Here is a 14893-nt window from a genome sequence, read left to right on the forward strand (position 1 = left end):
GGTCGAGTTTGTTGTTCTTGTATTGACTTATCTTTCACTTATTTTCTCTTATTTGTTACTTGCTCACAGTGCGAGGCAACGCTTGCTGTGGCATCTAAAATGGCTTGCTGCTTAGCATTGCTGGCCATTTGTTTAATTAATATAGGCTTTGCCAAATACGGGTTTAATAGCTCAACTATTGAATCTTTATTAAACTGCGGCTGAGGCATTAAAAGCGCGCCATTTGCGGTTACTAAATATTTTGCGTTGGCGGTTTGATGATCGTCTACCGCATGTGGAAACGGCACAAATACAGCCATTTTACCCGCGGCGGCAATTTCACTAACAGTCAGTGCACCAGCACGGCAAATAACAATATCGGCCCACGCGTAGGCGGCGTCCATATCATCTATAAATTCAGCAACTTTTAGGTCTTCATCTGTAATATTGTTTTGCGCATACGCGCTTTTCACGCCCTCAATATGGCCTTTACCTGTTTGGTGCCACATTTTAATTGGCGCTGTTTTAGCAAGTAAATTAAACGCCTCTGGCAGTGTTTGGTTAAGCACTTGTGCGCCTAGCGAGCCTCCCACCACTAAAATATTAATAGGGCTTGAAACATCACGTTTAGCTACATTAGCAACGCTTGCACGTACTGGGTTACCGACTAATTCGGCTTGCCCTGGTGCAAAGGCGCTTGGAAACGCAGCAAGTACTCTGTTAGCAAATTTTGCCAACCACTTGTTGCTCATTCCTGCTACTGCATTTTGCTCATGAATCACCAGTGGAATGCCTAAACTTTTAGCGGCAATGCCGGTTGGCCCAGTTACATAGCCGCCCATAGCAAGCACTACATCTGGTTGCTGAGATTTCAATACCTTACGCGCCTGCAATATTGCATTAAGTACCATGAATGGGGCTTTAATAAGACGCTTTAAGCCATTACCGCGTACGCCCTTTACATTAATAAAATCAATCTCAATGTTATGCTTTGGTACAACATCCGCTTCCATTCTGTCTGGCGTGCCTATCCAGCTTACTTGCCAGCCTTGCTCTTTTAAATAATCGGCTACAGCAATACCTGGGAATATATGTCCGCCTGTACCACCGGCCACAACTACTAATTTTTTACTCATCGCTTACCTCCGCGTGAGGTGGCTTGTTTGGTTGCCATTTTAGTTTCAAAATCAACACGCAATAAAATACCGGTGGCAATCGTCATTATTAATAAACTTGAACCACCATACGAAATAAACGGCAAGGTTAACCCTTTAGTCGGTAATAACCCTGCACTGGCGCCTACATTAACCATGGTTTGAAACGCAAACCAAATGCCAATAGCAAACGCAAAATAGCCTTCGTATTCTTTGCCACATTTTAAAGCTTGTTGGCCTATTAAAAGCGCCCTAAATACAAACACAGCCAACACACATAAAATACTTGCTACACCTACAAGGCCTAGCTCTTCACCTATAACGGCAAAAATAAAATCGTTATGCGCCTCGGGTAAATACTGTAACTTTTGCACGCTGTTACCTAACCCTTGGCCAAACCAGCCACCTTGGCTGTAAGCCATAAGCGACTGTACTAACTGATACCCTTTACCAAATGGGTCTTCCCAAGGGTCTAAAAAGCCCACCACTCGCGCCATTCTGTATGGCTCTACAATAATCAGTAATACAACAAGCCCTACGCCCGTTAAAATAAGTACAAAAAACTGCCATAACTTTGCGCCGGCCAAAAATAACAGCCCCACAGTTGTTACAAACATAACCACCACGGTTCCTAAATCGGGCTGCAGTAAAATAAGTAAGGCATATACCGCAAATACAGCGATAGGCTTAGCAAAGCCTTTAATATTTTCTTGTACTTCTTCTCGTTTTCTTACTAAGTAGCCTGCTATATAACTGAAAAAGTATAATTTAGCGGCTTCGGCCACCTGAAAACCAACAGGTCCAATGGGTATCCAACGTTTAGCGCCGTTGACTTCGCGGCCTATTATTAACACAGCAATAAGTAGCACCATACCAAGCAGCAACAAATACGGGTTTGAGCGTTTCCACCAATCCATAGGCACGCTGGCAGCAATCCAAAATAAAACAAATGCCATCGCTAAAAACATGCTGTGGCGAATGGTAATATGGTATGAGTTATCAAACAGCCTTTCGGCTGTGGGCATTGAGGCGCTGGTCACCATTATAAAACCCACCCCTATAAGCATTAACATGCAATAAAGCAGTGGCACATCGTAAAGCTGTGCTGAGGGTTTTGGGGTGAGTGTTTCTTTTAAATCGGCAAAGGCAATCATAATTGCCCTTCCATTACACATTGCACAAAGTCATCACCGCGTTGCATGTAGTTGTTATACATATCAATGCTGGCACAGGCAGGCGCAAGTAATACAATGTCACCGCGCTTGCTAAGTACTTTAGCGAGCGATACCGCCTCTTGCATTGTGTTTACCAAGTGCGATTTACTCGTTAAAGCAGCAAGCTCTGCTGCATCTTTACCAAAGCATACAAGCGCTTTTACATGACTTTTTATATATGGCTTTAACGCACTTAAATCAGCGCCTTTAGCATCACCACCGGCTATAACAATCAGGTTTTCGTGATCTGAGGCCAAACTATCTATTGCCGCTATAGTGGCGCCAACATTGGTGGCTTTAGAGTCGTTAAAGTATTGAACACCATGTTGCTCATCAACAAACTGGCAACGGTGCGCTAAACCATTAAATTGACAAAGCGCCGCTGCGTACTGTTCTTTACTAATATCAAACGGGCTTAATAACGCCATAACCGCAAGTGTATTTAAGTAATTGTGCTTACCAACGACCGCAAGCGTGCTAACAGGTAAGTACGCCTCGCCTTTTACTATAAAATGCAGCTCATTATTGCGCTCAGCTAAGTGATAATCACCGTGGTCGATGCCAAAGCTCATTTGCGGCGCTAAAGCGCGACTAATAGGCTTAGTTTGAATATCATCTGCGTTGGTTACTAAAAGCTCAGCATTGTTATAAATGCTTAATTTAGAGTCGATATAGGCTTGGTAGCTGTCGTAACGATCTAAATGATCTTCAGATATATTTAATACCGCTGCGCTTATTGGTTTTAAGCTTGAGCAGGTATCTAGCTGAAAACTCGAAAGCTCCAGCACATACACGTCAAAATCATCACTTAGTAAATCCAATACCGCAGTGCCAATATTGCCACCTAATGCCACCTTATAACCTGCTGCTTTTAATACCTCGTAGGCTAAGGTAACAACGGTTGATTTACCATTAGAGCCTGTAACAGCAACAACCGGTTTTGTATTTATACGAGCAAATAGCTCTACATCACCAATTACTTCAATGCCTGACTCTATTGCTTGAGCAATTGCGGGAATTTTTAAGCTAAGCCCGGGGCTTATGATGATCATGTCGGTTTTACAAAGCGCGGCGCTAGCTAAATCACCAAAATGCGTATTAAGCTCAGGAGCATGCTCGCTAAGCCAATCCATACCTGGTGGCGCAACCCGGCTATCAACGACCTTTGGTGCAAAACCATGAGATAATAAAAAACGCACAATGCCCAGACCGGTTACACCGAGTCCGAGCACTGTTATATGTTTGTTTTTTATCTCGTTTAAATACTGCATTTATCGAATCTTTAATGTCGCAAGGCCAGCAAGTACTAGCACAATTGAAATTATCCAAAAGCGCACAATAACACGTGGCTCTGGCCAACCTTTTAGCTCGTAATGATGATGAATCGGCGCCATTCTAAAAATGCGCTGTCCGCGTAATTTGTATGAGCCCACTTGTAAAATTACCGATAAAGCTTCCATTACAAACACACCGCCCATAATAATAAGCAGTAGCTCTTGGCGTACTAAAATAGCAATAATGCCCAGCGCGCCGCCAAGTGCCAGCGACCCTACATCACCCATAAACACTTGTGCTGGGTATGTGTTAAACCATAAAAAGCCTAACCCTGCGCCAACAATAGCGGTACACACAACCACCAGCTCACTAGCAAGCGGTAAATGCGGGATATGTAAGTAAGCCGAAAAGTTAATATTACCGGTTAAATAAGCAATTATGGCAAGTGCTGCCGCCACTAAAATAGTCGGCACAATCGCCAGGCCATCTAAGCCATCAGTCAGGTTTACCGCGTTTGAAGTGCCCACTAATGCAAAGTAAGTAATTACAATGTAAAACAAGCCTAATTGTGGCAATACATCTTTAAAAAATGGCACAACAAGTGAGGTTTCTGACGCTTGTGTACTCGTTGCATACAGTGCAGTTGCCACCGCTAGAGCAATAACCGATTGCCAAAAATACTTCCATTTAGCAATTAACCCTTTAGGGTCTTTGCGTATTACTTTGCGGTAGTCGTCTATAAAGCCCACTAAACCTAATGAGCCAATTACAAATAAGGTTGCCCATACGTATTTGTTTGATAAGTCAGCCCATAATAAGGTGCTGGTAAATATGGCGCCTAAAATAAGTAAGCCTCCCATAGTAGGAGTACCTTTTTTAGATAAGTGAGATTCTGGGCCATCATCTCGCACTACTTGGCCAATTTGCATTTTTTGTAACGAACGAATGAGCTTAGGGCCAAAATAAAGCGACATCATTAACGCTGTTAATATGCCTAAAATGGCACGTAGGGTTAAATACGAAAAAACATTAAAGCCACTGTAATATTGGGTTAAATACTCTGCCAGCCAAACTAACATTATGATACTCCATTGATGGCTTGTTGCTGGCCATTTACTAAATCGGTTACTAATAATTCCATGCGAGAACTGCGCGATCCTTTCACCACAAGCGTGGTTTTATTGTTTGTGTTATTAAGACTGGTTTGAATTTGCTTGAGCATCTCTTCGCGGTTAGAAAAATGACGGTTTGGCTTATCAAATACATCGCTTGCGTATTTACTTAACACACCCAGCGTATACAGTTCATCAATGCCTTGTTGTTTTGCGTACTCGCCTACTTCTTGATGATAAGTTCTGGCTTGCTCACCAAGCTCTCCCATATCGCCCAGTGCTAAAATACGGTGCCCTTGAATATCACTTAATAAATCAATTGCTGCTTTTACCGACTTAACATTTGCATTGTAGGTATCATCAATAACGGTCAGTGAATCACTCACTTTTATTAAATTTACCCGCCCCTTCACATCGCCCATGGTGGCAAGTGCGGTGGCTATCTCTTCAAGTGATACATCAAACTCGCTGGTTAAAGCCGCGGCAATAAGCGCATTGCTCACGTTGTGCTTACCTGGAAGAGCAAGCGTTACTGGTACTTTTTGATCTTGTGTACACAATAAAAAGCTCGCGCGAGCGTTTTCGTCTAGGCTGATATTTTCAGCCCAAATATCAAGTTTTTCAGTACTTGAAAAACACTTAACAGTGCGCCCTTTTAATTTATAAAGCCAGTATTGGCTAAATTCGCTATCGCAGTTAACAATGGCAACGCCATCGTCTTTTAGGCCATCAAAAATCTCACCTTTTGCCTTAGCAACCCCCATTAGGCTACCAAAGCCTTCTAAATGCGCAGCGGCCACATTGCACACCACAGCTACATCGGGTTTTGCCATGGCGGTAGTGTAAGCAATTTCGCCTAAATGATTAGCGCCAAGCTCTATAACAGCAAAACGGTGCTGCGGCTCTAAACGTAATAGCGTAAGCGGTACGCCAATATCGTTATTAAAATTACCTTTTGTAGCAAGCACATCTCCGTGCACCGATAAAATAGCGGCGCACATTTCTTTTACCGTTGTTTTACCCACGCTGCCCGTAATAGCAATGGTTTTAGGGTTAACCTGCGCCATAACTGCCGCACCTATATTGCCTAATGCAATACGGGTATCGCTAACAACAAACTGCACAATATCTACATCTACTTTATGCTGAACAATAACGCCAATAGCGCCTTTTTGTTTAGCGTCAGCAATAAATTTATGGCCATCAAAATTAGGCCCTTTTAAAGCTAAAAACACCTCACCGTCGCAAATACTGCGGGTATCGGTATTAATATTTACTACATTGAGATTATCACCTAGATAATCGGTTGCTAGCACATTTGCCAGCCAATCAAAGTCCATTGGGATCATTGAGTTATCCCTCTTACTGCTTTTTTTAGTTGTTCTTTTACATAACTGCGATCGCAAAAGTCGATACGTTGATCGCCAATAATTTGGTAATCCTCGTGGCCTTTGCCGGCAATTAAAATTACGTCATCCGCATTTGCATTTTCTATTGCATAGCGAATGGCTTTTGCTCTATCAGCCTCTAAATGGGCTTTTTCAGGCTGCGATAAACCCGCTGCCACATCTGCTAAAATAGCATCTGGGTTTTCTGATCGGGGATTGTCGCTGGTAACAATAACCTTATCTGCATTTTGCTCTGCCGCTTGCGCCATTAAGGCACGCTTGCCTTTATCTCTGTCGCCGCCACAGCCGAAAACACAACTAACCCCACCAGGCACATGCTTTTGCAATGCTTGTAAAGCCAGAGCAAGTGCATCAGGCGTATGGGCGTAATCAACAACGCACGTGGGTAAATTAACTTCACTAAACGCTTGCATACGCCCAGCAACGGGGTGCAAATGCGCGCATCCGGCGGCTAACTGCTCAAGCGGATAACCTAGCCCCAACAACGTTGCCAGTGCCGCAGTTAAATTATATAAGTTAAACTCACCAAATAGAGGCGATGTTACGCTAATATCACCCCAACTTGTGCTCAATTGCGCCGAAATACCATTTTTAGAATATTCAACATCAGAAAAATACACATACTGTGCATTTTTAGGCGCTAAATTTTTACGACCATAACAAATAAGGTTATTAAAACTGTATTTCTCAAGCCATTGCTCTGCTTGCCCATCGTCTTGATTTAGCACCACTAGCTGTGGGTCAAAATCGCGAAACAGCGTAAGCTTAGCGTCGCCATAACTTGCCATATCGCCATGGTAATCAAGGTGATCGCGCGATAAATTAGTAAATACCGCCGCTTTAAATTGGCATTGTGCCACACGCTGTTGCACTAACCCGTGCGATGAAACCTCCATCGCCACAAGCTTTTTATGCTGCTGTTTTAAGTCATGCAATATGTGCTGCACGTCAACAGCCGAAGGCGTGGTATTAATAAGTGGCGTAAGTGTATCGGGGTGGCCATAACCTAATGTGCCTATAATGGCCGAAGGAGTACTACAAAACTGCGCTAAATGCGCCATCATGGCCGTTGTTGTAGATTTGCCATTAGTGCCCGTTACACCAATTAAATCGAGAGATTGGCTTGGGTTTTGATAAAATTGACTCGCCAGTTCTGGGAGTTTTTTATCAAGCTCAGTTACTAAATACAGTGGCTCAAAAGTGACATCAAATTCGCACAGTCTATCGGCAATAATGGCTGTAGCGCCGTTTTCAATTGCTTTGGCAATAAACTGTCCGCCATCAAGCGCATGGCCTTTTATAGCCACAAATACATCGCCTGGCGTTACATCCCGGCTATCAAGGCGTAAATCTTTAACTAGCTGCGAAGGTGCATCTATGTCGATGTATTTTAAAATAGCCTTTAAATCACGCATCGTTATCTTTACCTTTTACGTAAGCCACTTCTTCCTTATCAGGGGCTACGTTTAATATTCTTAATGCGTTAGAGACGATTTCTGCAAATGCAGGGCCTGCGGTGGCACCTCCATAGTACACATCGCCACCGGGCTCATTTATCATCACTACCACAGCCAAGCGTGGATTACTTGCCGGTGCTACACCTGCAAAATAACCTACGTATTCATCACCGTAACCACCAGCAACCGCCTTTTTAGAAGTACCGGTTTTGCCTGCCGCGCGATAGCCATCTACTTTTATGTTTCGGGCTGTACCGTCTTTTTCAAACACGCTTTCCATCATGTGAACAACGGCTTCTACGTCTTTTTGTTTAAAAATACGCTCGCCTTCTGGCACACCGTCTTGCTTTAAAATCGTTAACGGACGATTAATCCCACCGGCACCTAACATGGTGTAAAAGCGGGCCATTTGCGCCGTACTTACCGAAATAGCATAACCAAACGATAACGTGGCAATTTCAAAGTCAGACCAGCGGCGGTTTGGATAAAATAAACCACTACTTTCGCCGACCATGCCTGTGCCGGTATCGCTACCAAAGCCCACTTTTTGATATAAGCCAACTAAGTAATCTTTAGGTACTTGCTGCGTTACCTTCGCCACGCCCATGTTTGATGAATACTTTAAAATTTCGCGAAGCGTCATTTCACCGTGGTTACGGGTATCTTTTACTAAACTGCCGCCTAAACGCATCCAACCTGGGTAGGTATCAATGGTGTCGTCGGCTTTAATTGCGCCGTAGTCTAGCCCAGCTAAAATGGCTAGTGGCTTAACAGTTGAGCCTGGTTCAAACAAATCGGTAATTGCGCGGTTACGGCGTTTATGTGGTTGTGCATCGTTCAAATTATTTGGATTAAATGATGGGCTATTTACCATGGCCAAAACTTCACCGGTTTTAACATCAACTACCATGGCCGACCCCGATGTCGCTTTATACGTAAGTACGGCAGATTTTACTGCTTTATAAGCAATTGCTTGAATACGTTGATCAATACTCAGCTGAATATTTTCAGGCTCTACACGCTCACGTTCATCTAATACTTCAACTTCGCGGCCTTGGGCATCTTTACGAATAGTGCGGCGGCCTTCTTCGCCTGTTAAGGCATTTTCGTAGAGTTTTTCAATGCCTTCTATGCCTTTCCCATCAATATTTGTAAAACCAATAATGTGGGCCGTTACCTCTCCTGCAGGGTAATAACGTTTAGACTCATCTAACAAATGAATACCAGGTAAGCGTAATTGGTTAATGTAGTTGGCAACAGCCGGTGTAACTTGGCGCTTTAAATACACAAAACGACGGGTGGGATCATTTAATAATCGCGAATTTATTTTTTTAGGATCGATACGTAATACATCTGCCAGCTCACGCCAACGCAGATCATTTTCATAATAAACAGAGGTACGCTTATCAAGCTCAGCGGCATTTTCTGCAAGCGTTTTATGATCTTCACCGTTTTTACGTGCTTGTTTTATAACTTTAGCAACAAGTGACTTATGCAATGCTTTAGGATCGGCATACACACTGACTACAGGCACACTTACAGCAAGCTCTTTGCCTTGACGATCGAAGATCATACCGCGTTGTACATGTAGTTTTTCTACACGAACGGTGCGTTTATCGCTTTCTGAACGGGCTTTATCTGGCTCAATAACTTGTAAATAGGCAGCACGCGACACCAGTGTTACAAACACTAAAAACACCACAGTGCACACCAACATAAAGCGCCATGTGATTAAGTTATTGACCTGTTTTTTGCCGCGATTTCTCATTGTATTATTATTACCTGTTCATCCTGACTGGTAGGGCGCTTCATTTGAAGCTGCGTGGTAGCAACTTCTTCAATGCGCGCATGCTGCGAATAAAACTCTTCTTCTACAAGTAAATAACGCCATTCAAGGTCGAGCTCATCTCGCTCTTGTAGCAGCGTATCTTGCTTAATCAGCTGCGCACGAGCCGAGTGCGTAACCTGCACTACTGCAAAGCTTGAAGCGAATATCACAACCAACAAGGCCGAGGTTAGCTTGTTAGCTCCTAGGCCTTTTAATATTTCTAAAAATAAATTGGGTTGGCGATGATTCGCTTTAGTGTTCATCCAAGCCTCTGTGCAATCCTAAGTACTGAGCTGCGAGAGCGTGGATTACGCTCAATTTCTTCAGCACTTGGTTTAATAGCTTTACCCACTGCTTTTAACGTCAGGTTTTTATTTATTTGTGCGTCGGTTAAAGGCAGACCTCTGGGTATCGCTTCTCCCTTACTCTGTTTTCTAATAAATTGCTTCACTATTCTGTCTTCAAGCGAATGAAACGAAATAACCACTAAACGTCCACCTGGCTTTAATACTTTTACAGCGGCTTGCAGTGCGGTTTGAATTTCTTCCAGTTCACTGTTTATGTAAATTCTGATTGCCTGAAATGTACGTGTGGCTGGGTGTTTAAATTTATCTTTAACGGGCACCGCTTCATCGACTAAATCGGCAAGTTGCTTGGTTGTAGTAATTGGCGTGTGCTCTCTTACCTCAAGTACTTTGTGGGCAATACGCTTACCAAATTTTTCTTCACCGTAGGTTTTAATTACATGGGTAATGTCTTCAAGCTCAGCTTCGGCTAGCCACTGCGCTGCGCTGCGCCCACTTGTTGGGTCCATGCGCATATCAAGAGGGCCGTCCTTCATAAAGCTAAAGCCACGCTCTGCGTCATCAAGCTGGGGGGAGGACACGCCAATATCTAATAAAATGCCATCAACTTTACCTAACAGATCGTTTTGCTCTGCAACATCGTATAAGTTAGAAAAGCGGGTGTGAGCTATAGCAAAGCGAGCGTCATCGGCAAATTTTTCAGCCGATTTTATTGCTTGTGGGTCTTGATCAATGGCCTGTAAACGCCCTTGCTCACCAAGTCGAGCAAGTATTTGACCTGAGTGTCCGCCACGTCCAAAAGTACCATCCATGTATATGCCGTCTGGCTTAATTGCAAGAGCATCGATGGTTTCGTCCATTAATACGGATACGTGTTCAAATTGCGCAGTCATTAGCTTGTGTTTGCCTTTTTTAGTGCCGTTAGAGTGTGAAATTATCTAAATCTTGGTTTGCTTCAAAATCGCCGAGCCTTTCCAGCTCAGTGTCTTGGCGCATTTGTTCGTGCCAACGCGCTTCATCCCAAATTTCAAATTTATTCATTAAACCAACTAGCATGATCTTTTTGCCAAGTTCTGCGTGGCTACGCAATGAAGGCGCCAGCAAAATTCGACCATTTTTATCAAGTTGATACTCTGTGGCATTACCTAACAACATACGTTGCATTCGGCGAGCGCGTGGATTCATATTAGAGATTTTAGATAAGCGGCTTTCTATTTCTTGCCACTGTGCAAGAGGATACAACCATAAACACGGCTCGTTTAGCGCAATGGTACATATTACCGTTCCTTGATCTTCAGACAGCAAAGCGTCTCGGTACTTAGTCGGTACCGCAAAACGTCCTTTATCATCCAAGCTCAGTGAACTAGCGCCACGAAACATAAAAAGCCTACTTTTAAATTGTGTAATCGAGTTTCGATTAATTTGATCCAGTTAGATCCACTAAAAACCACTTTTTACCACAGTGCTCCAGTTTAGGGCTTGACAAGCCTTTTTGTCAAGTAAGCTGACCAGCTTTAACGTCTCGCTAAGCTAGAAAAAATAAGGCTTTACGCAAAGCGATTGAATTACGTGGGAAAAAGTGGAGGTAGTAGATAAAATTTTTTTAAAGCGTTGCTAATAACGTTTGGTTTACATAATTTGCTTACTGAATAATCAATGAATAATTACAAAAAAATGAATCTAGGGCCTGTTGACCTTTAAGGATTATAATTTGTTCAATCTAGGGGGTATTTAATCGCGGCGTGAGGTTTGTAACCTAGTGGGCTAAGTAAAAACCGAGTAACAAAGAGTAAATGCTCCCTAGGCAGAACCCTTCGGGCAGCGCCTGTTTGACATTTATACGTCGTTATCGCCTATTTATGGGGAATAACCACACTACATAGGCTCTACCTTGCCTAAATCCCAAACAGACTGCTGCAAATTAAATCTCGAAAGGTAAACAGGCCCTAGGTTTATAGCCATGTAAAATTTACTTAGCACAGCAGCAATACTTACTTCATACTGCTTTTTATTTAATCTTACGCACCCTACCTTAAATATATAAAATTAATAAAATCAATTGGTTAAATTATTTTTAATGGTTGGTTTAATCGTTGCATCTGCTATAGCACCAGTTAAATTTTTTTATTTTATTTATTAAGGATTGATTATGGCTACTGCAACAAATACAAAACCGAATACTGAAACAAACATGAAACCTGATCTTAAACAAAAAGAGAGTGAGGCACCGTTGACTGAAAAAGCAACGTCTGTAGCACACGATGCAGTAGATGCACTTTCAAGCAAGGCATCAGTTGCTGAGTCAAGCGTACGTAAAGGCGCTTCAAGCTCTGCAGAAGCACTAAGCGAAAAACAACTTATTGCTCGTGAAAAACTAACTGAGTGCAGCGCAAAAACGCGTGCTTTTGCCTCAGAAAATCCGCTAGCAACAGCGGGTATTGCTTTTGCGGCGGGTATGCTTGTAACGTCACTATTTCGTCGTAAGTAATAAACAATGAGTAGCTCACAAACAACAGCAACCACGGACGGTAATGCTCAAAATCAAACAACAGATGACCCTAGCCAAAAGGATGATTGGCAGGATCATATAGCAAAGATCATTGAATACTCTGACCAGCTCAAGGAGGATTATAAAACGCAAGGAAAGCTTACCCACCAACTTGCAAAGGCTGAGTGGAAGCTGTCGTTACGATCAATGGCGTTGATCACTATATTCTTAGGATGTTTTGCCAGTGGTTTGATTTTGTTGTGGGCCGGCTTATTAGGTGCAATTGGCTACGGTGTATATGATTTATTTGGCTCGGTTTGGCTTAGCTTTGCTACTGCTGCACTCGCGCAAATAATTTGTTTAATTTGGCTTTGGCGAAATACCGTATACCTAAGCAATAAAATTGGCTTTAGTAAAACGATTAAAAGTTTAAAGCAACTTTTAAATCTATAAGGAAATAACCATGCTCGTTAATTTTCTAATTAAAGAACCCAATGAGAACGTTGACACGTTAAATAAGCAAATGGATTTACAGCATGCATTAAAACGCCAGCACCATGCAGCAATAAAGTATCGCTTTAAGCGCTTTGCAGCCACCAAGGTAGGATTGGCATCAGCCTTTTTAGCCGGAGCAACGGTTCAAGCTGGCAAAAGCGAAACCAGCTTTGTGCGAAAATACGGCTGGCTGGTAAAGTTATTTGCATAGCAGCAATTGCATTTATAAAAGCTTTTTTAAAAGTGCAATTGCCGCTTACTTTAATGCCTTCTAATACCTCTTAGCCCAACTTGTCTCTATTATGATTTTGGCTAAAGTTTAACGCCGGCCCTTTTGGAATAATTTGCGTTGGGTTGATCATCGTGTGGCTAAAATAGTAATGTCGCTTAATATGCTCAAGGTTAACCGTACTGGCTACTCCCTCTATTTGGTATAACTCACGTACATAGTTACTCAGCGCTGGGTAGCTTTCAATGGTGCGTAAATTACACTTAAAATGCCCTACATACACGCTATCGAACCGAATGAGTGTGGTAAATAAACGCCAATCCGCTTCAGTTAATGTGCTCCCCATCAGGTAACGATTTTTACTTAGTATGCCCTCTACTTTATCAAGTGCTTTAAATAACGCAGTAAATGCATCTTCGTATGCTGTTTGTGTGGTTGCAAAACCCGCTTTATATACCCCATTATTAATATTGGTATAAACAAGGTCGTTAATTTCGTCAATATCAGATTGTAGTGATTGTGGGTAATAGTCATCCGTATTATTCGTAATTTCATTAAATGCGGTATTAAACATACGAATAATATCTGCAGATTCATTACTAACAATTTTATTTTGCTGCTTATCCCAAAGCACAGGCACAGTTACTCGCCCACTGTAATTTTCATCGTGCTTAGTATAAATTTGATGTAAGTATTCACTATTAAATAAATCATCGCCGCTACTGAGGTTATCTTCATCAAAGCTCCACCCCTTATCTAACATATCTGGGCTGACTACCGATACGCTAATAATATCGCTTAGGCCTTTTAGCTGTCTGAATATAAGTGTGCGATGCGCCCACGGGCACGCTAAGGCAACATATAAGTGATAGCGATTAGCTTGCGCTTTAAACCCACCACTTCCTGTAGGTCCAGGGCTGCCATCTTCTGTGATCCAATTACGAAGCTGCGCTGCTTCGCGTTTGAATTTACCATTATTCGAGTCGGTGTCGTACCATTTGTCTTGCCATTGACCATCAACTAATAAACCCATAATAACCTCCTCAATTAACTATTAAATGTTGCCAAATTCACCGTTTTGATAATCACGCACCGCTTGTTTAATTTCCTCTTGCGTGGTCATTACAAATGGGCCCATATGTGCAATAGGTTGCTCAAGTGGGTTACCCGCTAAAATAAGTATCCCCGCCCCCTTTTGTGAAGATATATCAATGTCACTGTTTTCACTTAATATAAGCAACTTGCCAGCATTAAATGTTTGCTCGTCACCTGTAATAAGCTCACCTGTATGAACATAGATCATCACTTTACGTTGTTTAAGCCCTGCTAACTGCATGCGTGTATTAACGGGGAGAGTAACATTGGCCAGTGCAGCATTGGCCGCTAAGCTTTGCAAACTCGACGTTAACGTACAATCTTCAAACTGCCAATTACCCGCAAGAGCTTTAAAGCTCACGCCGTGCTTGTTAGTGACTTCAGGCGCTGGATTTTGTGTAGTATCTTGATAACGTGGCGCACGCATTTTTTCGCCACTGGGCATATTGATCCAAATTTGAAAGCCATGCAGCCCCTCTTTTGCATCTGTCAGTGGCATTTCACTGTGCATTACGCCTCTACCTGTACTCATCCATTGTACATCACCAGATCGGATCGCTTTTTTGTTACCCATTTGATCTTGGTGTTCAAAGCCACCTTTAATAATGTACGTAAAGGTTTCAATGCCGCGATGAGGGTGCGGTGGAAAGCCACCAATATAGTCACTTTCATTGTTAGACTTTAGCTCATCAATCATTAAAAAAGGGTCGAGATATTTGCCATCAAAACCAGGTATTCGACTTATGTTTACACCATCACCATCTTGGGTGGCGTAAGCAGTTAACACTTTTGCTATGTTCATATTTAAAATACTGTAGTAGATTAATTAATGAGCTTATTAAAGCATTCATAA

15 protein-coding genes are annotated in these 14893 nt (G+C 42.5%); 3 read left to right on the top strand and 12 right to left on the bottom strand.

Annotated elements, in window-relative coordinates; all coding sequences use genetic code 11:
* Positions 1–38 precede the first annotated feature (38 nt).
* From murG to mraZ, 10 genes are read right to left on the bottom strand one after another with little or no spacing between them, the layout of a single operon-like run.
* The gene (gene murG, locus OIZ54_RS12655) at positions 39–1115 is read right to left on the bottom strand and encodes an undecaprenyldiphospho-muramoylpentapeptide beta-N-acetylglucosaminyltransferase (protein WP_264390538.1); all 1077 of its coding nucleotides are present in this window, start codon (positions 1113–1115) and stop codon (positions 39–41) included.
* Entirely contained in the window at positions 1112–2287 is a 1176-nt protein-coding gene (gene ftsW, locus OIZ54_RS12660; protein ID WP_004589415.1) for a cell division protein FtsW, read from the bottom strand. The genes murG and ftsW overlap by 4 nt, the downstream gene beginning before the upstream one ends.
* The gene (gene murD / locus OIZ54_RS12665; protein ID WP_264390539.1) at positions 2284–3618 is read right to left on the bottom strand and encodes a UDP-N-acetylmuramoyl-L-alanine--D-glutamate ligase; all 1335 of its coding nucleotides are present in this window, start codon (positions 3616–3618) and stop codon (positions 2284–2286) included. Before murD ends, ftsW begins: the two co-directional genes overlap by 4 nt.
* Positions 3619–4701 (bottom strand): phospho-N-acetylmuramoyl-pentapeptide-transferase, encoded by a 1083-nt coding sequence (gene mraY / locus OIZ54_RS12670; RefSeq protein ID WP_121637953.1) that lies wholly within the window; start codon positions 4699–4701, stop codon positions 3619–3621.
* Positions 4701–6083, bottom strand: a complete 1383-nt coding sequence (locus OIZ54_RS12675; protein ID WP_264390540.1) for a UDP-N-acetylmuramoyl-tripeptide--D-alanyl-D-alanine ligase — start codon at positions 6081–6083, stop codon at positions 4701–4703. Before OIZ54_RS12675 ends, mraY begins: the two co-directional genes overlap by 1 nt.
* On the bottom strand, positions 6080–7558 hold the full coding sequence (murE, locus tag OIZ54_RS12680; RefSeq protein ID WP_264390541.1) for a UDP-N-acetylmuramoyl-L-alanyl-D-glutamate--2,6-diaminopimelate ligase: 1479 nt from the start codon (positions 7556–7558) through the stop codon (positions 6080–6082). Before murE ends, OIZ54_RS12675 begins: the two co-directional genes overlap by 4 nt.
* Positions 7551–9368, bottom strand: a complete 1818-nt coding sequence (locus tag OIZ54_RS12685) for a penicillin-binding transpeptidase domain-containing protein (protein WP_264390542.1) — start codon at positions 9366–9368, stop codon at positions 7551–7553. Before OIZ54_RS12685 ends, murE begins: the two co-directional genes overlap by 8 nt.
* Positions 9365–9691: a cell division protein FtsL gene (gene ftsL, locus OIZ54_RS12690; RefSeq protein WP_024033306.1), complete on the bottom strand. Its 327-nt coding sequence runs from the start codon at positions 9689–9691 to the stop codon at positions 9365–9367. The genes OIZ54_RS12685 and ftsL overlap by 4 nt, the downstream gene beginning before the upstream one ends.
* Positions 9688–10626 (bottom strand): 16S rRNA (cytosine(1402)-N(4))-methyltransferase RsmH, encoded by a 939-nt coding sequence (gene rsmH, locus OIZ54_RS12695; RefSeq protein ID WP_004589408.1) that lies wholly within the window; start codon positions 10624–10626, stop codon positions 9688–9690. Before rsmH ends, ftsL begins: the two co-directional genes overlap by 4 nt.
* A 28-nt stretch (positions 10627–10654) precedes the next feature.
* The gene (gene mraZ / locus OIZ54_RS12700; protein ID WP_004589407.1) at positions 10655–11113 is read right to left on the bottom strand and encodes a division/cell wall cluster transcriptional repressor MraZ; all 459 of its coding nucleotides are present in this window, start codon (positions 11111–11113) and stop codon (positions 10655–10657) included.
* Between the two features lie 769 nt (positions 11114–11882).
* Between mraZ and OIZ54_RS12705 the strand changes: the two genes are divergently transcribed.
* Genes OIZ54_RS12705 through OIZ54_RS12715 form a run of 3 tightly spaced genes read left to right on the top strand, consistent with a single transcriptional unit; the run spans position 11883 to position 12927 of the window.
* The gene (locus tag OIZ54_RS12705) at positions 11883–12221 is read left to right on the top strand and encodes a hypothetical protein (protein ID WP_004589131.1); all 339 of its coding nucleotides are present in this window, start codon (positions 11883–11885) and stop codon (positions 12219–12221) included.
* Between the two features lie 6 nt (positions 12222–12227).
* Entirely contained in the window at positions 12228–12674 is a 447-nt protein-coding gene (locus tag OIZ54_RS12710) for a hypothetical protein (RefSeq protein ID WP_004589130.1), read from the top strand.
* Positions 12675–12684: 10 nt separating this feature from the next.
* Positions 12685–12927, top strand: a complete 243-nt coding sequence (locus OIZ54_RS12715; RefSeq protein ID WP_004589129.1) for a hypothetical protein — start codon at positions 12685–12687, stop codon at positions 12925–12927.
* 70 nt (positions 12928–12997) lie between these two features.
* On the opposite strand, the gene OIZ54_RS12720 is transcribed toward OIZ54_RS12715, so the two are convergent.
* Positions 12998–13978: a glutathione S-transferase family protein gene (locus tag OIZ54_RS12720; RefSeq protein WP_264390543.1), complete on the bottom strand. Its 981-nt coding sequence runs from the start codon at positions 13976–13978 to the stop codon at positions 12998–13000.
* A gap of 21 nt (positions 13979–13999) precedes the next feature.
* Positions 14000–14842 carry a pirin family protein gene (locus OIZ54_RS12725; RefSeq protein ID WP_029774067.1) on the bottom strand — a complete coding sequence of 281 codons (843 nt, stop codon included), beginning with the start codon at positions 14840–14842 and terminating at the stop codon, positions 14000–14002.
* Between the last annotated feature and the right edge of the window lie 51 nt (positions 14843–14893).

It is taken from the genome of Pseudoalteromonas sp. A3 (assembly GCF_025942345.1).
Lineage (GTDB): Bacteria > Pseudomonadota > Gammaproteobacteria > Enterobacterales > Alteromonadaceae > Pseudoalteromonas > Pseudoalteromonas atlantica.

Bases quoted from the DNA above. Each gene is read 5' to 3' on its own strand.
- murG (WP_264390538.1), bottom strand. From the start codon at position 1,115: ATGAGTAAAAAATTAGTAGTTGTGGCCGGTGGTACAGGCGGACATATA.
- ftsW (WP_004589415.1), bottom strand. From the start codon at position 2,287: ATGATTGCCTTTGCCGATTTAAAAGAAACACTCACCCCAAAACCCTCA.
- murD (WP_264390539.1), bottom strand. From the start codon at position 3,618: ATGCAGTATTTAAACGAGATAAAAAACAAACATATAACAGTGCTCGGA.
- mraY (WP_121637953.1), bottom strand. From the start codon at position 4,701: ATGTTAGTTTGGCTGGCAGAGTATTTAACCCAATATTACAGTGGCTTT.
- OIZ54_RS12675 (WP_264390540.1), bottom strand. From the start codon at position 6,083: ATGATCCCAATGGACTTTGATTGGCTGGCAAATGTGCTAGCAACCGAT.
- murE (WP_264390541.1), bottom strand. From the start codon at position 7,558: ATGCGTGATTTAAAGGCTATTTTAAAATACATCGACATAGATGCACCT.
- OIZ54_RS12685 (WP_264390542.1), bottom strand. From the start codon at position 9,368: ATGAGAAATCGCGGCAAAAAACAGGTCAATAACTTAATCACATGGCGC.
- ftsL (WP_024033306.1), bottom strand. From the start codon at position 9,691: ATGAACACTAAAGCGAATCATCGCCAACCCAATTTATTTTTAGAAATA.
- rsmH (WP_004589408.1), bottom strand. From the start codon at position 10,626: ATGACTGCGCAATTTGAACACGTATCCGTATTAATGGACGAAACCATC.
- mraZ (WP_004589407.1), bottom strand. From the start codon at position 11,113: ATGTTTCGTGGCGCTAGTTCACTGAGCTTGGATGATAAAGGACGTTTT.
- OIZ54_RS12705 (WP_004589131.1), top strand. From the start codon at position 11,883: ATGGCTACTGCAACAAATACAAAACCGAATACTGAAACAAACATGAAA.
- OIZ54_RS12710 (WP_004589130.1), top strand. From the start codon at position 12,228: ATGAGTAGCTCACAAACAACAGCAACCACGGACGGTAATGCTCAAAAT.
- OIZ54_RS12715 (WP_004589129.1), top strand. From the start codon at position 12,685: ATGCTCGTTAATTTTCTAATTAAAGAACCCAATGAGAACGTTGACACG.
- OIZ54_RS12720 (WP_264390543.1), bottom strand. From the start codon at position 13,978: ATGGGTTTATTAGTTGATGGTCAATGGCAAGACAAATGGTACGACACC.
- OIZ54_RS12725 (WP_029774067.1), bottom strand. From the start codon at position 14,842: ATGAACATAGCAAAAGTGTTAACTGCTTACGCCACCCAAGATGGTGAT.